The organism is Pontivivens nitratireducens (genome assembly GCF_014235845.1).
GTDB lineage: Bacteria > Pseudomonadota > Alphaproteobacteria > Rhodobacterales > Rhodobacteraceae > Pontivivens > Pontivivens nitratireducens.
Map to the genome: position 1 here is coordinate 475,061 of NZ_JACJUQ010000001.1, position 17,874 is coordinate 492,934.

The 17,874-nt window shown below is 62.5% G+C and carries 19 protein-coding genes; 9 read left to right on the top strand and 10 right to left on the bottom strand.

What is annotated here, in order from left to right:
* Positions 1–46: 46 nt before the first annotated feature.
* The 7 genes from dapD (at position 47) to H1S03_RS02600 (ending at position 5,990) form a co-directional block, all read left to right on the top strand.
* Positions 47–868: a 2,3,4,5-tetrahydropyridine-2,6-dicarboxylate N-succinyltransferase gene (dapD, locus tag H1S03_RS02570; protein WP_185803003.1), complete on the top strand. Its 822-nt coding sequence runs from the start codon at positions 47–49 to the stop codon at positions 866–868.
* Between the two features lie 34 nt (positions 869–902).
* Complete coding sequence (locus H1S03_RS02575; RefSeq protein ID WP_166190929.1) at positions 903–1,226, top strand: hypothetical protein; 324 nt, start codon at positions 903–905, stop codon at positions 1,224–1,226.
* A 73-nt stretch (positions 1,227–1,299) separates the two neighbouring features.
* Positions 1,300–2,346: an aldo/keto reductase gene (locus H1S03_RS02580; RefSeq protein WP_185803004.1), complete on the top strand. Its 1,047-nt coding sequence runs from the start codon at positions 1,300–1,302 to the stop codon at positions 2,344–2,346.
* Between the two features lie 93 nt (positions 2,347–2,439).
* On the top strand, positions 2,440–3,099 hold the full coding sequence (locus H1S03_RS02585) for an HAD hydrolase-like protein (protein WP_166190933.1): 660 nt from the start codon (positions 2,440–2,442) through the stop codon (positions 3,097–3,099).
* Complete coding sequence (locus tag H1S03_RS02590; protein WP_185803005.1) at positions 3,096–3,554, top strand: hypothetical protein; 459 nt, start codon at positions 3,096–3,098, stop codon at positions 3,552–3,554. Before H1S03_RS02585 ends, H1S03_RS02590 begins: the two co-directional genes overlap by 4 nt.
* The gene (dapE, locus tag H1S03_RS02595) at positions 3,551–4,699 is read left to right on the top strand and encodes a succinyl-diaminopimelate desuccinylase (RefSeq protein ID WP_185803006.1); all 1,149 of its coding nucleotides are present in this window, start codon (positions 3,551–3,553) and stop codon (positions 4,697–4,699) included. The genes H1S03_RS02590 and dapE overlap by 4 nt, the downstream gene beginning before the upstream one ends.
* Positions 4,700–4,796: 97 nt before the next feature.
* Positions 4,797–5,990, top strand: coding sequence for a pyridoxal-phosphate-dependent aminotransferase family protein (locus tag H1S03_RS02600; RefSeq protein ID WP_185803007.1), 1,194 nt, complete (start codon positions 4,797–4,799; stop codon positions 5,988–5,990).
* Positions 5,991–5,992: 2 nt separating this feature from the next.
* Here H1S03_RS02600 and H1S03_RS02605 read toward each other — a convergent pair whose 3' ends face one another.
* Positions 5,993–7,792: a 5'-nucleotidase C-terminal domain-containing protein gene (locus tag H1S03_RS02605; RefSeq protein ID WP_185803008.1), complete on the bottom strand. Its 1,800-nt coding sequence runs from the start codon at positions 7,790–7,792 to the stop codon at positions 5,993–5,995.
* Positions 7,793–7,919: 127 nt separating this feature from the next.
* Between H1S03_RS02605 and H1S03_RS02610 the strand changes: the two genes are divergently transcribed.
* Complete coding sequence (locus H1S03_RS02610) at positions 7,920–8,699, top strand: alpha/beta fold hydrolase (RefSeq protein ID WP_185803009.1); 780 nt, start codon at positions 7,920–7,922, stop codon at positions 8,697–8,699.
* A gap of 153 nt (positions 8,700–8,852) precedes the next feature.
* Positions 8,853–9,341: a GreA/GreB family elongation factor gene (locus tag H1S03_RS02615; protein WP_185803010.1), complete on the top strand. Its 489-nt coding sequence runs from the start codon at positions 8,853–8,855 to the stop codon at positions 9,339–9,341.
* A 133-nt stretch (positions 9,342–9,474) separates the two neighbouring features.
* Here the strand turns inward: H1S03_RS02615 and H1S03_RS02620 are convergent, their stop codons facing one another.
* From H1S03_RS02620 to H1S03_RS02660, 9 genes are all read right to left on the bottom strand, one after another.
* Positions 9,475–11,682, bottom strand: coding sequence for a 3-hydroxyacyl-CoA dehydrogenase NAD-binding domain-containing protein (locus H1S03_RS02620; protein ID WP_185803011.1), 2,208 nt, complete (start codon positions 11,680–11,682; stop codon positions 9,475–9,477).
* A 41-nt stretch (positions 11,683–11,723) separates the two neighbouring features.
* Positions 11,724–12,167 carry a DUF6841 family protein gene (locus tag H1S03_RS02625; protein ID WP_185803012.1) on the bottom strand — a complete coding sequence of 148 codons (444 nt, stop codon included), beginning with the start codon at positions 12,165–12,167 and terminating at the stop codon, positions 11,724–11,726.
* Between the two features lie 3 nt (positions 12,168–12,170).
* Positions 12,171–13,382, bottom strand: coding sequence for an acetyl-CoA C-acetyltransferase (locus H1S03_RS02630; protein WP_166190950.1), 1,212 nt, complete (start codon positions 13,380–13,382; stop codon positions 12,171–12,173).
* 17 nt (positions 13,383–13,399) lie between these two features.
* The gene (locus H1S03_RS02635) at positions 13,400–13,741 is read right to left on the bottom strand and encodes a hypothetical protein (protein WP_185803013.1); all 342 of its coding nucleotides are present in this window, start codon (positions 13,739–13,741) and stop codon (positions 13,400–13,402) included.
* Positions 13,742–13,772: 31 nt separating this feature from the next.
* Positions 13,773–14,411: a glutathione S-transferase family protein gene (locus H1S03_RS02640; protein WP_185803014.1), complete on the bottom strand. Its 639-nt coding sequence runs from the start codon at positions 14,409–14,411 to the stop codon at positions 13,773–13,775.
* 350 nt (positions 14,412–14,761) lie between these two features.
* A complete protein-coding gene (locus H1S03_RS02645; protein ID WP_185803015.1) occupies positions 14,762–16,534 on the bottom strand; it encodes an acyl-CoA dehydrogenase C-terminal domain-containing protein in 1,773 nt (590 codons plus the stop codon).
* Between the two features lie 58 nt (positions 16,535–16,592).
* The gene (locus H1S03_RS02650) at positions 16,593–16,991 is read right to left on the bottom strand and encodes a MerR family transcriptional regulator (protein WP_166190958.1); all 399 of its coding nucleotides are present in this window, start codon (positions 16,989–16,991) and stop codon (positions 16,593–16,595) included.
* 162 nt (positions 16,992–17,153) lie between these two features.
* Positions 17,154–17,567, bottom strand: coding sequence for a DUF7282 domain-containing protein (locus H1S03_RS02655; protein ID WP_185803016.1), 414 nt, complete (start codon positions 17,565–17,567; stop codon positions 17,154–17,156).
* Between the two features lie 75 nt (positions 17,568–17,642).
* The gene (locus H1S03_RS02660) at positions 17,643–17,789 is read right to left on the bottom strand and encodes a hypothetical protein (RefSeq protein WP_185803017.1); all 147 of its coding nucleotides are present in this window, start codon (positions 17,787–17,789) and stop codon (positions 17,643–17,645) included.
* Positions 17,790–17,874 lie beyond the last annotated feature (85 nt).

Here is a 17,874-nt window from a genome sequence, read left to right on the forward strand (position 1 = left end):
CCACCTCGCCTATAGGGCAGGGGACAACCAAGCAAAAGGGACCGCCATGACCGCTCAGCTCGAATCCGCCATCGACGCCGCATGGGAAAACCGCGCCGACATCTCCACCACCACAACGGGTGAGGTGCGTGACGCGGTGGAGGAGACTCTGGTCGCCCTCGACACCGGAGCATTGCGTGTGGCGGAGCCGCGCGACGGGAACTGGCATGTGAACCAATGGGCGAAAAAGGCGGTCCTGCTGTCCTTCCGCCTCAACGACATGGAAACCATTCCGGGTGGCAATGGCGGTGCGACATGGTGGGACAAGGTTCCGTCCAAGTTTCAGGGCTGGGGTGACAACCAGTGGCGCGAGGCAGGCTTTCGCGCGGTTCCCGGCTCCATCGTGCGCCGCTCCGCCTATATCGCAAAGGGCGTGGTGCTGATGCCGTCTTTCGTGAACCTCGGGGCTTATGTGGATGAAGGCGCGATGGTTGATGGCTGGGCCACGGTTGGATCGTGCGCACAGATCGGCAAGAACGTGCACCTGTCCGGCGGTGTCGGCATCGGCGGCGTGTTGGAGCCGATGCAGGCGAATCCCACGATCATTGAGGACAACTGCTTTATCGGTGCCCGCTCCGAGGTGGTCGAGGGCTGCATCGTGCGCGAAGGATCGGTTCTGGGCATGGGCGTCTATATCGGCCAGTCCACCAAGATCGTGGACCGGGAGAGCGGCGAAGTCTTCTACGGTGAGGTTCCGCCCTATTCCGTTGTCGTCGCGGGCTCCATGCCATCGAGCAACGGTGTGCATCTGTACTGCGCCGTGATCGTCAAGCGGGTGGACGAGAAGACCCGGTCCAAAACCTCCGTCAACGAATTGCTGCGCGACTGAGGCGCCTCCGGCGGGGATATTTGGGGACAGAAGAATGGCTAAGAAAGAAAGCCGCCAGCAGGTCTATACCTTGCTGGTGGAAATCGGACGCTCGCCCGAGGACGACTTGCCCAAGAAGGCAACGGGCGGCGCGATGATGCTGTATTCGTCCGGCGTGGATGAGGCCGAGGCCGTGCGCGAAGCGGTCGCTCTGCTGAAACAGGCGGGCCTGTCGCCGCTGGACGTGACCGGCTATGGCACACCAGAGGAGCGGGAGGCCGAGGGCCATGAGATCGACGCGGAGGAACGCGCGTTGATGGACCGGGCTCTGGCGGAGAACGCGGTCGTCATCGCGCAGATGACACCCTATTACGACTGATCGTCTTGCCCACCGGCTTTGACCCCGTTGGGGGTGGCGCTATGTGCCGCCCGGACAGAACAAGGACATTCCCATGAAACGAAATCGCCTCGGCACGTCGGATCTCGACGTCAGTGAAATTTGTCTCGGCTCCATGACATGGGGCAGCCAGAACGACGAGGCGCAGGGCCACGCCCAGATCGACCGCGCCTTGGAGCGGGGCGTCAACTTCATCGATACGGCGGAGATGTATCCCACAACGCCGGTCAAGGCGGAAACCTGCGGCCAGACCGAGCGTATCATCGGATCATGGCTGAAGAAGACCGCACGCCGTGACGAGGTGATCGTCGCCACGAAAATCGTCGGTGCCGGATTTGCCCATCTGCGCGACAGGGCGCCGATCACCCCCGCATCGCTGACCGATGCCATCGAGGGCTCGCGGAGCCGGTTGAACGTGGACACGATCGATTTGTATCAGACGCATTGGCCGAACCGGGGGCATTTCCATTTCCGCAAGCAATGGGCCTATGACCCCTCGGATCAGGACCGTCAGGACGTGGACGACGATCTGCGCCGGATGCTGGAGGCGTTGAGCGAACAGGTGGAGCAGGGTCGTATCCGCTGGATCGGCGTGTCCAACGACACCACGTGGGGCATCGCGAGAATGTTGCGGATCGCGCGCGAAGAGGGCTTCCCGCGTGTCGTGAGCGTTCAGAACGAATATTCCCTGATGTACCGCCACCATGATCTGGATATGGCGGAACTGTCGCATCACGAACAGGTGGGTCTGCTGGCATATTCGCCGCTTGCCTGCGGTTTGCTGAGCGGGAAATATTCCGACGATGTCATTCCGAAGGGATCCCGGCGCGATGTCTCGGCCGAGGGGTTGGGCGGGCGCATGAATGACCACACGCTCGACGCGGCGGATGATTACGTGGCGCTTGCCAGATCGCACGATCTGGACCCGGTGCAGATGGCGCTGGCGTTCTGCATCTCTCGTCCGTTCATGGCCTCGACGATCATCGGCGCGACGTCGCTGGCACAACTGGATATCGCGCTGGACGCGGTCAATCTGACGTTGAGCGATGCGGTGCTGGACGGGATTGCGACGTTGCATCGAAAGTGGCCTGTTCCCTACTGAGCCCTTGCTGACCGCCCGTATTTGCCTGCGACCGAGGCTTGCCCGCGCGCGGCGTGGGGCATAGGTCTGGGGCAGGTTTACGGGGAGTACGACATGCAGGCCATCTTTCTCGACCTTGACGGCACATTGGCCGATCCCTCCGATGGGTGGTTCCCTGCGCTGGGGCTGGCGCTGAAATCACAAGGTGTCGATGCGCCGTCGCGGGCCGAACTGGGCTGGACCATCGGCCTGCCGATCTTCGAGGTTCTCGAAGTGTTGCTGGGACCGGGCGCGGATATCGGGGACGCGGTGACGGATTTCTACGCCGCCTATATGGTGGGCGGGGTCAGCGACGTTCTGTTGCAGGACGACGTGGGAGAGATGATTGACCTGTTCCGCGATCTGGAGGTGGCGATCTACATCACCTCCGTCCTGCCCACGCCGGTGGCGGAACGGCAGGCGGAGGCGCTCGGCCTCGACGTGCATGTGGATCGCATCTTCGGCTCCGAAATCAGCGGTGAGAATTCCGACAAGACCTCGCTCTACGCCTTCGCGTTGAACGAAACCGGGCATGATCCTGCGCGCTGCATCGTGCTGGGCGACCGTCGGCACGATATCGACGGGGCGCGCAACAACGACATTCCCACCATCGGCGCGCTGTGGGGATTCGCGGAGCCGGAGGAGCTGCACATGGCCGAGGCGGACGGACTGGCCGGATCGCCCGAGGATGTGGTGGAAATCGCGGCGGACCTGATGGGATTGGAACTGGAATGATACGCAAGACACTTTGCGCGGCATTGCTCGCGCTGGCCCCCGTGACCGTCGCCCATGCGCAGGACGGCATCGACCAACGCATCGTGGGGGAGTTCACGCCCAGCCGCGACATGACCAGCGCGGCACTGGGGGCGACGGCGGCGTTCTGGGCCGCGCTCGACCGGGGCGATCTGGCGATTGCCTACGGACTGGCCACACCCGCGCTGCGCCGGGCCGTGACGATGGAACAATTTGCCGCTGCCGTCGGCCCCACCGCTGATTTCGGCGCGCCGCGCCGCGTGCTGCGTCTGACCTGGTATCATGAGCAGCCGGACTATCCCGGCACCGTCCTGGCTGTCGATTGGCAGGTCAGCGAGGGTGAAACGCTGCTCGGTGGCGGGTATCTGATCTGGCAATTGCAGGCGGACGGCACGTTTGGCCTGCTGCGCCTCGACACGACGGATTTGCGCGAATGAGCGTCGATCCCGTCGCCCTGACGCAACAACTGATCCGCTGCCCCTCGGTCACGCCCGAGGAAGGCGGCGCCATAGAAGTCATGGACCAATTGTTGAGCGAGGCAGGCTTTGCAACGCAGCGTTGCGATCGCAACGGCATCGCCAACCTCTTCGCCCGCTGGGGCGAGAGGCGCAACGGGCGGACCTTCGGCTTCAACGGTCACACGGATGTGGTGCCGGTGGGCAATCCGGACGACTGGACCTATCCGCCGTTTTCCGCCCGGATCGAGGATGGCATCCTGTACGGGCGCGGTGCCTGCGACATGAAATCAGGCGTCGCGGCCTTTGCCGCCGCTGCCATCGACTTCGTGCGCGACACTCCGCCCGATGGTTCCATCGTCCTCGCCATCACCGGGGATGAGGAAGGCGACGGCGTGGATGGTACGGCTGCCATCCTCGACTGGATGCAGGATAACGGTGAGACGATGGATCACTGTCTGGTGGGGGAGCCGACATGCCCTGAACAGATGGGCGAGATGATGAAGATCGGGCGGCGCGGCTCGATGTCCGCATGGATCACCGCGCGCGGCCGTCAGGGTCATTCGGCCTATCCGCACCGGGCGCTGAATCCGCTGCCGCCGCTGGTCAGATATCTCGACCGTCTGGCGAGCCGTGAACTGGACACCGGGACCGATCATTTCGACCCCTCGACGCTGGCCATCGTGACGGTGGATACCGGCAATCCGGCAAATAACGTGATCCCGGCGCAGGCGACGGCCTGCGTGAACATCCGCTTCAACGATGCGCATCACAGCCGCGATCTGAGCGCGTGGTTGCAGGAGGAGGCGCAGCGGATCGAGGCGGATACCGGCATCACCCTCGACCTGCGGATCAAGGTGTCGGGCGAGAGTTTCGTAACCCCCCCCGGCGAATTATCCGACCTGATCGGTCAAGCGGTCACGGCGCAGACGGGCCTCAACCCGGTGCTGTCCACCAGCGGCGGCACCTCGGATGCGCGCTTCGTCAGGGGCCATTGCCCTGTCGTCGAATTCGGGCTGGTGGGACAGTCCATGCATCAGGTGGATGAACATGTGCGTGTCGAACACATCGTGCAGCTCAAGACGATTTATGGCCGCATCCTGCGCGGGTATTTTGACCGCGGGTGACCGCGTGTGATTGTACCTGATACGAAAAAGGCGCGGTGGCGGACTGGACAGAAACGCCGCGCGGCAGTCTGATCCGCTCAGCTATCAGGAGGCCGCCATGACCCTTGCTTTCGGACAACAGATGCTCGCCATTCCCGGCCCCAGCCCGGCACCGGAGCGTGTTTTGCGGACGATGCATCGCGGCTCCCCCAACATCTATGATGGCGAACTGATCGATATGGTGCCCGGCATTGTCGAGGATCTCAAAACAGTGGCCTGCACCCGGCACGACGTCGCGATGTATATCGCGAACGGCCATGGCGGATGGGAGGCGGCGCTGACCAATGTGCTGAGCCGGGGCGATCACGTTCTGGTTCTGGCAACGGGCCGGTTCGCGCAGGGCTGGCGCGGCATGGCTCACAGGCTGGGCGTGACCTCTGACATGATCGATTTCGGCACTGACGGGCCGATCGATCCTGCACGTGTGGCCGAAGCGTTGCGGGCCGACAATGGCCGTATTAAGGCCGTTCTGTGCGTGCAGACCGACACGGCGACCTCGATCCGCAACGATATCGAGGCGCTGGGTGCCGCGATCCGTCAGACGGGTCACGATGCGCTGTTCATGGTCGATTGCATCGCCAGTATGGGCTGTGAACCGTTCGAAATGGATAATTGGAACGTGGATGTCGCAATCACAGGCTCGCAAAAGGGGTTGATGACCCCGGCTGGCATGGCCTTCGTGTTCTTCGGACCGCGCGCCGCCTATGCCTGGCAGAGCGCGGATTGTCGTACCGGCTATTGGGACTGGTCCCTCCGCGCCACGCCGGAGGTATTCTATAACAGATTTTGCGGCACCGCCCCGACCCATCATCTGTACGGCCTGCGTGAGGCATTGACCATGCTGGTGCATGAGGAAGGCGTCAGGGCCGCATGGGCGCGCCACCGGGTTCTGGCGCGCGCGGTCTGGGCGGCAGGGGACAAATGGGCCGAGGGTGGCGTCGTTCGCCCGAACGTTCGGGATGAGGCGAACCGCGCGGTGTCCGTCACGACGTTCCTGATGGAGGGTCATGATGCCGCCCCCCTGCGCGATTGGTGTGAGAAGAAGGCCGGCGTCACGCTGGGCATCGGATTGGGTCTCGACATGACGCAGACGCGCGGTGCCGGGCTGTTTCGCATCGGCCATATGGGCCACCTGAACGCGCATTCCCTGCTGGGAACCCTCGCCTGTATCGAGGCGGGGATGAAGGCGCTCGACATCCCCCACGGCGACGGCATCACCGCCGCGCTCAATGTGATCGCGCAGGCGGCCTGACCTCAGTCTTCAAGCGGATTCAGGGTGACATCCCAGTCATGCCAGCCCTCGGCCGTGACACCCGCGCTGACCAGTTGGTGCGGCAGAACGTCCTGCGAAGGGCGCCCCGCACCGGTTCGATATGTCGCGCGGACCGTACTGGATGGGCTCAGCTGCCACGAGGGTGGCGGCACCTCTATTCCGTCAGGGCTGGCGCTGATCCAGCGGGTTACCAGATCGCTCATCGTGCCGATCCCGTCATGCAGAATGCGCAAATCGCTCAATCCGGGGAAGTTTCCGCCGCCAGACACCCGGTAGCTGCTTGTGATGACAGCGAAGCGTTGCGCAGGATCCAGCGGTGCGCCACCGTGACGGATATCGACGATGCGGCGCGCGGACGGGTCGATCAGCGCACCGGAGACGCAAAAACGCGGCGGTTGCGTCGGGTCTATCCGGTATGTCAGCCCCAGCGCCGCATCGAAATTATAGCCCGGCATTTCAGGATTTATCAGCGGTTGCGTCGGCTGGTCGGAATGCAGATGCCCCAGATGCAGGCTCGCCATTTCCAGCCAATCAATCATCTGCGCCCCTGTCGCCTCAACCGCGATGATCCGGTTGGCGAACGGGCACAGATCGGAAATCGCGCTGTGATACAGGGTTCCCGCAGGCAGAGAGGTATAGGCCTCGGGCCCGGAACGCCCCCCCGTGCGATAGGGGGAAGATACCGCCAGCAGAGGCAATTCCGTGTCGAGCGCGCGTCGTCCGGCATCCAGATAGGCCGCCTGTACCGCGCGAACCGCCCGACTGTCCGCCACTGCGGCAAAGACCGTGCACAACGGATATGGCGTCCTGCCGATCGGCTCGGCCAGCCGCGCCCGCGTGCGCGCAACATGCGGGGCTGCGATCGCGGTGATGGCAGGATCGCGCTGAGGAGCCGCCCTGCGAAAGCTGGCCCGATGCGCGCAGACCGACCAGCACTTGCCATCGTGGGCCAGGCTGAGATCCAGCACCCCGATCCGCTGCCCCGAGGATCCGGCCATGATCGCCGGAGTCCCGTTCAGCGTGCCGGCTATCGGATCTATTCCATCCGCAGGGGGAAAGTCGGGGCCGGGAAAAACACGATGCTGATGGCCGCACAGAACCACGTCCACACCGTCCAGATTGGCGATGGGCAGGGCGGCCTGCTCATCCAGATCGGCGTGATCTATCGGCACGATCCCGCTATGCGCCAGCACAACCACGATATCTGCCCCGGCGGCGCGCAGTTCGGGCAGGACGCCGCGTACAGCGTCCACGCTGTCGCTGACCCGGACGCGGGTGCGCAGATGGTGCCCGTTCCAGCGCATGACACGCGGAGGGACAACGCCGGTGATGCCGACGCGCAGGATCGTATCGTTGAAAGGCACCTCCAGAATACGGTATGGATCGAACAGCGGCTGCCCCATCGGGCACAGCAGGTTCGCGCATATCATTGGAATGCGCCCCCCCTTCAACACATGTTCCAGTGCATCCAGTCCGAAATCCAGATCGTGATTCCCCAGCGTCTGTGCGTCATAGCCCAGCATGTCGAACGCCTGCTGCATGGGGTGGGCAGCATCCGGCTCCAGATCATCCGTCAGTGCGGAGCCTTGAAATGCGTCCCCGATATCGAACAGCAGACTATGCTTAACCTCGGCCCGGGCCGCGGCGATGGCGGGGGCGAGCGCTGCCAGCCCGGCATTGTCCACCCCATCCGCCAGCAACCGCGACCCGTCGATCGCCATGTGCAGATCGGTCGTGCAAATCAGTCGCAAGCTGCCTTGAATCTCAAAATTCCTAGTCATGACATCTCTTCTTCACGCATACTCATACATGTTTCGGAACTGACTTGGCCCTCCGTCCAGCCTGGTGGTGTGGCTGGATCATCGTAAGTAGCTTTGTATACGCAAGCTTTTCTAAAAAGGATCAAAAATGGCCTCCATAGAACTAAATCGAATTGTACACCCCGCGCGCGCGAACAGTGGCCAACCACCTCTCGTGATTGCGCACGGTCTGTTCGGCTCTGCCCGCAATTGGGGTGTCATTTCGAAACGTCTTTCAGATCTGCGCGACGTGGTAGCCGTCGATTTGCGCAACCATGGCGGTAGCCCACACAGGTCACCACACAACTATGACGAAATAGCGGCGGATCTGGCGGCCGTGATAAACGATCTGGGGGGGCAGGCGGACCTGTTGGGGCATTCGATGGGGGGCAAGGCCGCGATGATGCTGGCCCTCACCCAACCTGCGAAGGTGCGAAAGCTGATCGTGGCCGATATCGCGCCCGTCGCGTATGCGCATGACCATACCAACCACATAGAAATCATGCGCAATCTGGACCTGACGGGCATTAGCCGGCGCTCGGAAGCGGATGCGCGTCTGGCCGCTGTCCTGCCCGACGCCGGTTTGCGGGCGTTCTTTCTGCAAAGCCTCGACCTGTCTGACGGACCATCGTGGAAGCTCGCCCTGGATATCCTCGAACGGGACATGGACAAGATTATAGGTTGGCCGGACGTAAGCGGGCAGTTCACCGGCCCCGCGCTGTTCGTGGTGGGCGGGGCCTCGGATTACCTGACCGAAGCGCACCACGCCAAGATCACCTCGCATTTCAGTGAGGCAACGTTCCATACGATTCCGGGGGCTGGGCACTGGTTGCACGCCGAACAACCCCGTGCCTTCGTTGATGTCATCTCCCAATTCCTTGCGGACTGATAAGGGGCAGGGGCAATTCCTGCGTCGGATGCGCTGAGCGAGCAGGACACGTTCGCGCCAAGCGGCGCTGACAACGTCAGGTCCATATCTGGATCCGCTATGCTGACTGGTCGGACCCGAATGCCGCGCTATCGTTGCGTGCAGGAGGATAACATGAGCCGAGCATTCGTGAAGGAGGACGACGGGTTGCGGCCCGAGATCTTGCCAGAGCACCCAATCAGCGCCGCACCCAATCTGGTGACGGCGCGCGGTCTGCGCTTGATAGATGCGCGGATCGCGGAATTGCGGGCGCAGATTGCTGCCGGACCGGATGAGGTGCATCTGGCCCGCCATCGCAGGGATCTGCGATACTGGGATTCCCGCCATGCCACGGCGCGCCTGACCCACCCGGATACGACGCTGGACACGGTCCAGTTCGCAAGCCGCGTGACCTACGCGACCGAGGACGGCACCGAACATACGATCAAGCTGACAGGTGAGGATGAGGCGAATCCGACCGATGGCTGCGTCGCCTATACCGCCCCCGTCGCGCGCGCCCTGATGGGGCTGGGCGTGGGCGATACCGCTGTCGTGACATTGCGAGGAGAGCCGAACGAGATCGAGGTTATCGCCATCGACCTCACACCGGATGAGGGGTGTTAGAACTCCTACGCCTATCCGACGGCGCGGCATGTTTAAGGACGCGGTTCCCGCCAATCTGATCTCTGCATGACCACATGAAAGGGGCGGAACCATGCGGTTCCGCCCCCCTCTGTTTCACTTAAATATGAACGACTTATGCGGCGGCCTTCGCCTCAGGTCCGAAACGGCCGTAGAAGGTTTCACCGTTCTGGGCCATTTCGCGCAGCAGGGCGGGCGTCTCGAACCGGTCTCCGAACTTCGCGGTCAGATCGTCGCAGATTTCGACGGCCTTTTCCGCGCCCAGAATGTCCAGCCAGGAGAACGGACCACCCGACCACGGCATGAAGCCCCAGCCCAGGATCGCACCGACATCGCCCTCGCGGATGTCCATCAGCACGCCTTCCTCCAACGCGCGCACGGCCTCCAGAACCTGGCTCATCGCCAAGCGGTGCTGAACGGTAATCAGATCGGGCTGCTCATCGTTCGGGGCCCACGTGTCGCGCAGGCCGGACCAGAGCATCCCGCGCTTGCCCTTCTCATCATAGTCGTAGAAGCCCGCGTTGGATTTGCGGCCCAGACGATCCCCCTCGTACAGCTTGGTGATAACGTCGTCCGCACCCGATGCGGGATAGGCGTTGCCCATCGCGGCCTTGGTCGCCTTCATGATCTTGTAGCCCAGATCAATCGAAGTCTCATCGGTCAGTTGCAGCGGGCCCAGCGGCATGCCGAGTTGCTTGGCCGCGTTCTCGACCAGCGCAGGCTCGACACCCTCCGCCACCATGCGCGCACCCTCGTTCACATAGGGGATAATGCAGCGGTTGGCGTAGAAGAAGCGGGCGTCGTTGACCACGATCGGCGTCTTGCGGATCTGGCGCGCGAAGTCGAGCGATTTGGCCACGGCCCGGTCGCCGGTCTGCTCACCCTTGATGATCTCGACCAGCAACATCTTGTCCACGGGGGAGAAGAAGTGGATGCCGATGAACTGCTCGGGCCGAACAGACGCCTTGGCCAGCTCGGTAATCGGTAGGGTGGAGGTATTGGTGGCGAAGATGCAATCCTCACCGACAATCGCCTCGACTTCCTTGGTGATCTCGGCCTTGACGCCGACATCCTCGAACACGGCCTCAACGATCAGGTCGGCCCCGGCCAGGGCTTGCAGATCGGTGGTCGCGGTGATCTGGCCCAGTACGGTGTCCTTCTTCTCCTGCGTGACCTTCTTGCGGCTCATGCCCTTGTCCAGCAGTTTTTCGGAGTAGGCCTTGCCCTTGTCCGCGCTCTCCTGCTTCTGGTCGATCAGCACGACCTCGATCCCCGCCATGGCGGAGACATAGGCGATGCCCGCACCCATCATGCCCGCGCCCAGGATGCCGACCTTCTTGACCGTCTGGTCATCGACACCATCGGGACGGACGGCGCCCTTCTCCAGCGCTTCCTTGTTGAGGAACAGCGAACGGATCATCGCGGCGGAGGACGGGTTCATCAGAACCTTGGTGAACCAGCGCGCCTCGATCTTCAACGCGGTGTCGAACGGCACCATGGTCATCTCATAGGCGGCGGACAGCAATGCCTTGGCCGCGGGGAACGCGCCCTGCGTCTTGCCGTGAACCATCGCGTTCGCGCCCACGAAGGTCTGGAATCCGGCGGGGTGATAGGCGGCACCGCCCGGCATCTTGTAGCCCTTGGCGTCCCACGGCTTGACGATATCCGCGTCGGTCGCGGACTTCACCCACTCCTTCGCGCGCGACAGCAGCTCATCCGCCGGCACGACCTCATCGATCACGCCCGCGCTTTTCGATTTCGCGGGGGCCAGCATCTTGCCCTCCAGCAGCAGGGGGGAGGCCGCCATCACGCCCATCATGTGGATCAGGCGCGTGGTTCCGCCCGCACCGGGGAAAATGCCGATGAGGATTTCGGGCAGCCCGATCTTCGCCTTGGGATTGTCCGCCACGAACCGGCGGTGGCAGGCCAGACCGATTTCCAGCCCGATGCCGGCAGCAGTACCGGGTGAGGCCCAGGCGACGGGCTTGCCGCCCTTGTTGGTCTTGGCGTCCATGCTGTTGCGCTCGATCTTGCGCAGCAGCTTGTGCATTTCCATCGTGCCCTCGAACAGGCCGCGCGCGGGTTCGTCGCCGGCATCCTCACGCATTTTGGCCAGAATGTTGAGGTCCATGCCGCCTGCGAAGTCCTTCTTGGCGGAGGTGATGACGATGCCCTTGACCGCATCGTCACCGATCGCCTTGTCCATCGCATCGTTGAGGTCCGACAGACCTTCGAGGGTCATGACGTTCATGGATTTGCCGGGCAGATCCCAGCTGAGGGTCGCGATCCCGTCTGTATCGACGTCGTAGTTGAATATGGTCATTTACTGTCTCCCGTTGGAGGAAAAAGAGGGGTAGGGGGGCATCAGAAGACGCCCCCGATCAGCAATTCCGGGGCCGAGCTTTCAAGGAAGACCGGGCGGCGAACAATCTCGTTATGCGATATGTGCAACGCGATCTTGTATCCGCCCGCGCGGCGCCGCAGGCCGTAGGTGCAATCGTGCAGGATCAGCTCCTCGTCCTCGGCCGTGGCATAGCGCCATGTCACCTCGGCCAGGACGATCCCCGGATCGAATCCACGGATGTCCCGGATGGTCAGTGACACCTTGGCCAAGCCCAGTTTCGCATAGCTGTCATACACGTTGCGCCCGTAGGGCAGCATTTCCTGCGGGCCATCAATGAGCAGGGTCTGGTGCGGGCGCATCAACACGACGGAGGTGTCGTACAGCACGGCCCATTCCTCGTGCCGCTCAGCCTCGAAGGCTGCGCGGAACGTGTTCAGAACGTCGGTGACACCCGCATTCTCCATAGCTCAGACCCGCTCGATGATCGTGGCCGCGCCCATGCCCGATGCAACGCACAACGTGGCCAGCGCAGTGCCCTTGCCGCTACGCTCCAGCTCATCCAGCGCGGTGCCGATAATCATCGCGCCGGTCGCGCCCAGCGGGTGGCCCATGGCGATGGACCCGCCGTTGACGTTGACCTTGTCGTGATCGACGTCGAATGCCTGCATGAAGCGCAGGACGACGGCCGCGAATGCCTCGTTCACCTCGAACAGGTCGATGTCTGAGATGCTCATGCCGGTATCGGCGAGGATCTTCTCCGTCACCGGAACCGGGCCGGTCAGCATGATGGTCGGGTCCGTGCCGATCTTGGCGGTGGCGCGAATGCGCGCGCGCGGCTTCAGTCCATGCTTTTCCCCGAATTCCTTCGTTCCGATCAGCAGACCGGCGGCGCCGTCAACGATCCCCGAGGAGTTGCCCGCATGGTGCACGTGATTGATCTTCTCCAGATGCGGATACTTGAGCAGGGCCACGGCGTCGAAGCCTGGCATCGTCTCACCCATATCCTTGAACGCCGGTTTCAGCCCGCCCAGCGACTGCATGTCGGTGCCGGGGCGCATGTATTCGTCACGATCCAGAATCGGCAGGCCGTTCTGGTCGCGCACGGTCATGATGGACTTTTCGAACCGGTTTTCATCCCAGGCCATCGCGGCGCGGCGCTGACTTTCCATGGCGTAGGCGTCCACGTCGTCACGGCTGAAACCGTATTCCGTCGCCATAATATCGGCGGAAATGCCCTGCGGCACGAAATAGGTCTTCATCGCCACCGACGGATCGACAGCGATCGCTGCCCCGTCCGAGCCCATGGGAACGCGGCCCATCATCTCGACCCCGCCGGCGATATAGGCGTGGCCCGCGCCACCGCGAACCTGATTGCCGGCCAGATTGACGGCCTCCATGCCCGATGCACAGAACCGGTTGATCGACAGGCCGGGGGCACGCTCGTTGAAATCAGAGTAGAGGACCGCCGTGCGCGCCAGGCAACCGCCCTGTTCGCCGACCTGGGTGACATTGCCCCAGATCACATCCTCGATCTCATCCGTTGCCAGATCGTTGCGCCGCTTCAACTCGTTGAGCACTTCGGCTGACAACCGTGCGGAGGTTACCTCATGCAGCGAGCCGTCCTTGCGGCCCTTGCCCCGAGGGGTGCGAACGCTGTCATAGATATAGGCTTCGGTCATAATGATCCGCCCTTTCCTTAACTGATCCAGAAATACCAGAGGCGTGCGGCAGCAAATGTGCCGAACACCGCGATGGCCAGTTGCCATCTATAGAAAACTTTAAGGGCCCCGGTGTGTGGGGCCAGTTTGTAGGCCAGCAACAGCGTGATCGCCGCGATGACCGGCCAGATGATGCCGTGCTGAACCAGCAGCAGCAAAGTGATGGAGGTGAACGCGATGCCCGCGATGACCTGCGCCGCCGCATGGCTCAACGGATTCTCCGGCTCCATGTCGTTCGTGTCGGGCCGGGCCTCACGCGCGGGCTGGATCACCAGCGACAGCGCGGGAAGGCTCAGCGCGAGCAGCCACCACACGATCATGGCTGTCCTCCGTCTATGTGCTTGCGACCGCTCACGCCTTCCTCGGCATCAGGTCGTAGGGTGCTTTCCAACCGTCCAGCGCCGCGATCCTGTCGAGCCAGGCGGAGATGTTCGGCCAGTCCTCCCGCTCGAAGCCGAACGGCTCGGGGTAGTAGAGGTACGAGCAGCACGAAAAATCTGCGATGGTCGGCTTGTCCCCGACCAGCCAGTCCTCGGTCGCCAGATGCTGCTCCAGCACCTGATAGGCCCCGCTCACCCGTCCGCGCAGATATGCGATGACATCGTCGGAGCGTTTCTCCTCAGGCAGGTAGTTGAGCATGAAGCGCAGCACACCGACCTGCGATGACATCTTGTGATTGTCCCACAGGATCCAACGCAGAACCTCGCGCCGCTCGATGGCGGAGCCTGCGGCGAACTTGCCCGTGATCGTGGACAGGTAATCCAGGATGACGCCCGATTGCGTCAGCACCACCTCACCCGTGCGGGTGGCGTGGCGCAGCACCGGGGCCTCACCCATCTCGTTGATCTCACGAAATTCGACGGAGCGTGTCTCACCGTTGAAGAAATCCAGAAAGACCGGCGACCAGTTGCAGCCAGACAGCTCCAGCATCAGGGCCGCCTTGTAGGAATGTCCACTTTCGCCAAAACAATGCAGTTCATATTCGGCCATTCGATTTCCTTTTCACGCCCGGTTGCGGGCTAGCGAGGGGTCAGGGAGGGTTCGGCATATCCCGCGCTCTTCACGACGCGGGGTCAACCCCTGCCCGGTAGGAGGTGCCGGGTAAGAGGTAAGGTGTCACAGTCCGCGAATATCCGATGGGATATCAGGTTCTGAAACATCATCCTGTCGTTTCCCCCTCCCGGTCTTTGCGCGGGCGTTGGTGCCCGTCACCTTCCAGAACCTTGCGATATTAACTATCTATAAGAAAAGATGTTATATATCAATGCTCTGACCGTCGTTGCGTTAACCGGTTCCCCGCGGGGAACCGGTTTTTTGATCGCGGCACGATAGGCGAGCAGTTAGAAATTCGCCACCGACAGGCCCATGACGTTTTCGCCACCTGTCTGCACCTTTTTCAGCAGGAATGCGGTCTCGGGCAGTTTGCGGGTCATGTAATAGCGCCCCGTCACCAGCTTGCTCTCATAGAACTCGGTGTCCGCCGCGCCGGCGTCGAGCGCCTCGAACGAGGCCTTGGCCATCCGCGCCCACATCAGGCCCAGGCAGACATGGCCGAACAGGTGCATGAAATCATGGGCGCCCGACAATGCGTCATCCGGATTGCCCATGTTCTGCATGAAGTACATGCCCCCCGCCTGAAGGTCCTTCGACGCGGCCTTGAGCGGTGTGATGAACTCCGCCATGCGCTCATCCTCACCGTTTTCCTTGATGAAATCCTTCACCAGATCGAAAAACGCCATGACGTGCTTGCCATTGTCCGTCGCCAGCTTGCGGCCCACCAGATCCAGCGCCTGAATGCCGTTGGTGCCCTCATAGATCAGGGCGATGCGGCAATCGCGCACGAACTGTTCAGCGCCCCATTCGGTGGTGAAGCCCGATCCGCCATAGACCTGCTGCGCCGAAATCGTCGCGTCCAGTCCCTTGTCCGTCAGGAACCCCTTGACCACCGGGATCAGCAGAGAGACCAGCCCCTCGGCATCCGCATCGTCGTTCCGGCGCGAACGGTCGATCATCGTCGCGGCCCACAGCATGAACGCGCGGCCCCCTTCGACGAAGGATTTCTGATCCATCAACATGCGGCGCACATCGGGGAAGTGGATGATGCTGTCCGCGGCCTTCTCCGGCTCCTTCACGCCGGTCACGGCACGGCCCTGAATGCGGTCCTTGGCGAAGGCCAGCGCGTTTTGATAGGCGACCGATGCCTGCGCCAGACCCTGCATTCCGACGCCCAGACGCGCCTCGTTCATCATGGTGAACATGGCGCGCAGGCCCTTGTGCTTTTCACCGATCAGATAGCCGGTGGCACCGTCGTAGTTCATCACGCAGGTCGCGTTGCCGTGGATGCCCATCTTCGATTCCAGACCGCCGCACGACACCTCGTTGCGATCGCCGAGCGAGCCATCCTCGTTCACGTGGAACTTGGGCACGATGAACAGGCTGATCCCCTTTACCCCCTCGGGGCCGCCGGGAATCTTCGCCAGAACGAGGTGGATGATGTTTTCGGCCATCCCATGTTCCCCGGCGGAGATCCAGATCTTCTGGCCGGAAATCTTGTATGTGCCGTCGTCCTGCGGTTCCGCCTTGGTGCGGATCAGGCCCAGATCGGTGCCGCATTGCGGCTCCGTCAGGTTCATGGTGCCGCCCCATTTGAAGCTGACCAGATTGGGCAGATACTTCGCCTTCTGCTCATCCGAACCATGCGCGTGGATCGCGGCATATGCGCCATGCGTCAGGCCGGGATACATCATCAGCGCCATATTGGCGGAGGAGTGCATCTCTCCCACCGCGACGGACAGCGTGTAGGGCATGCCCTGACCGCCATATTCGGGGTCGCAGTCGAAGCCGGTCCAGCCGCCGTCGCGCAGCACATTCACCGCATCCTCGAACCCGGTCGGCACCCGCACGGAGCCGTTCTCCAGCTTGCAACCCTCGTGATCGCCAACGGGGTTGAGCGGGGCCAGCACGTCACGCGCAATCTTGCCCGCTTCCTCCAGCACCGCGCCGGTGAAGTCGCGGTCCATCTCGTTGAAACCGGGGATATCCAGCTCGGACACCTTCAACAGGTCGTGCAGCACGAATTCCATATCTTTGGTGGTCGGCTCGTAAAAGGGCATGTTTCTCTCCGTCGTTTTGGGCTGGCGGCGTTTGCACCGCACATTATGGGCATCAGGATCAGGCGGCGACGCCGACCCCGCGGGATTTCAGGATGTCACGGGCAAGGGCCATCTGATCCTCCAGATCGAGGATGGCAGCGTCCAGTTCGTCACGCTGCGCCCGCATCGCTTCCAGCCGCTCCAGCGCGACGGAATAGGTCCGCGCGATCTGGGTGCGTTGCTGGTCGCCGATATCGTACAGGTCGAGAAGCTGGCGGATTTCCTCCAGGCTGAAGCCGAAGCGCTTGCCGCGCAGGATCAGCACCAGACGCGCGCGGTCCGAGCGGGTGAACAGGCGGCGCGAGCCCTCGCGGCGCGGAAACAGAAGCTCCTTGGACTCGTAAAAACGCAGGGTGCGTGGCGTTACGTCGAACTCCTCACACATCTGTCCGATGGTGCTGTAGGTCTCTTCCGTCATGGCGATGTCCCCCTAATGCTCAATTAAATCTGGCGTAGGGCGGACGGGTCTTCAACCACGAAGTTGACGTGCGCGTAAGGTGCAACGCAACGTCACGAGAAAGGGGCGGCGACCGCATGATCACCGCCCCTTGCGTGTTTGCGCCGGATAGCGCCGTGCAGATTATTCGGCTGTTACGACGGTCATGACCAGATCGCCCTCGACGCGGACAGGTCCATCCTCGGACGCGCCCAGTGTGTATTCGAAGATGCCCGTCTCCATGCCGCCATCCTCTGCGTGCAGCATCAGCATCAGCATCTCGCCCGAGGCGACCGGCTCCGTCAGGATTGCACTGACATCGGTGTTCATGCCTTCTTTCAAGGGGGCGTGGCCGACGACGGGGCCGGGCTTCATTTCAGCATCGGTGCGGTGCACGACCAGCCAGCCATTGGCGCCGGCGGTGATGGCATCTGCGGTGACGGTGCCGCCCGATACATCTTGATCCATGGCCTCAACACCCAATTCGGAATGTGCGGCCGCGAATGCGGACGTGGCGAAGGTCATGGCAGCGGCGGCGATCATCGTGAATTTGGTCATTATACTCTCTCCTGTTGTCACCCATTGAGCGGGCTTCGAGGGGAGTTACGCAGCGCCACGGTGATTTGTTTCAGATTACCGCAGACAGGCATCCCCCGGAGTCGGCAGGTCGTCGCGCATCCGCTGGTCCATACGGGCGATGTCCGGATGATCGAAGGGGGCGCAGCGTTCGGTTTTGGGGCGCGAAAGCCGGGTGAAGAAACGCGCAATGGTCATGTTCATATCAGTTTTCCTTTCTATAGCTCTCAAGATAGCTCCGCCTGACTGCGGTTTGGAGTGGAGAACGCCGCCGAACCATATTAGAAAA

Bases quoted from the DNA above. Each gene is read 5' to 3' on its own strand.
- dapD (WP_185803003.1), top strand. From the start codon at position 47: ATGACCGCTCAGCTCGAATCCGCCATCGACGCCGCATGGGAAAACCGC.
- H1S03_RS02575 (WP_166190929.1), top strand. From the start codon at position 903: ATGGCTAAGAAAGAAAGCCGCCAGCAGGTCTATACCTTGCTGGTGGAA.
- H1S03_RS02580 (WP_185803004.1), top strand. From the start codon at position 1,300: ATGAAACGAAATCGCCTCGGCACGTCGGATCTCGACGTCAGTGAAATT.
- H1S03_RS02585 (WP_166190933.1), top strand. From the start codon at position 2,440: ATGCAGGCCATCTTTCTCGACCTTGACGGCACATTGGCCGATCCCTCC.
- H1S03_RS02590 (WP_185803005.1), top strand. From the start codon at position 3,096: ATGATACGCAAGACACTTTGCGCGGCATTGCTCGCGCTGGCCCCCGTG.
- dapE (WP_185803006.1), top strand. From the start codon at position 3,551: ATGAGCGTCGATCCCGTCGCCCTGACGCAACAACTGATCCGCTGCCCC.
- H1S03_RS02600 (WP_185803007.1), top strand. From the start codon at position 4,797: ATGACCCTTGCTTTCGGACAACAGATGCTCGCCATTCCCGGCCCCAGC.
- H1S03_RS02605 (WP_185803008.1), bottom strand. From the start codon at position 7,792: ATGACTAGGAATTTTGAGATTCAAGGCAGCTTGCGACTGATTTGCACG.
- H1S03_RS02610 (WP_185803009.1), top strand. From the start codon at position 7,920: ATGGCCTCCATAGAACTAAATCGAATTGTACACCCCGCGCGCGCGAAC.
- H1S03_RS02615 (WP_185803010.1), top strand. From the start codon at position 8,853: ATGAGCCGAGCATTCGTGAAGGAGGACGACGGGTTGCGGCCCGAGATC.
- H1S03_RS02620 (WP_185803011.1), bottom strand. From the start codon at position 11,682: ATGACCATATTCAACTACGACGTCGATACAGACGGGATCGCGACCCTC.
- H1S03_RS02625 (WP_185803012.1), bottom strand. From the start codon at position 12,167: ATGGAGAATGCGGGTGTCACCGACGTTCTGAACACGTTCCGCGCAGCC.
- H1S03_RS02630 (WP_166190950.1), bottom strand. From the start codon at position 13,382: ATGACCGAAGCCTATATCTATGACAGCGTTCGCACCCCTCGGGGCAAG.
- H1S03_RS02635 (WP_185803013.1), bottom strand. From the start codon at position 13,741: ATGATCGTGTGGTGGCTGCTCGCGCTGAGCCTTCCCGCGCTGTCGCTG.
- H1S03_RS02640 (WP_185803014.1), bottom strand. From the start codon at position 14,411: ATGGCCGAATATGAACTGCATTGTTTTGGCGAAAGTGGACATTCCTAC.
- H1S03_RS02645 (WP_185803015.1), bottom strand. From the start codon at position 16,534: ATGCCCTTTTACGAGCCGACCACCAAAGATATGGAATTCGTGCTGCAC.
- H1S03_RS02650 (WP_166190958.1), bottom strand. From the start codon at position 16,991: ATGACGGAAGAGACCTACAGCACCATCGGACAGATGTGTGAGGAGTTC.
- H1S03_RS02655 (WP_185803016.1), bottom strand. From the start codon at position 17,567: ATGACCAAATTCACGATGATCGCCGCCGCTGCCATGACCTTCGCCACG.
- H1S03_RS02660 (WP_185803017.1), bottom strand. From the start codon at position 17,789: ATGAACATGACCATTGCGCGTTTCTTCACCCGGCTTTCGCGCCCCAAA.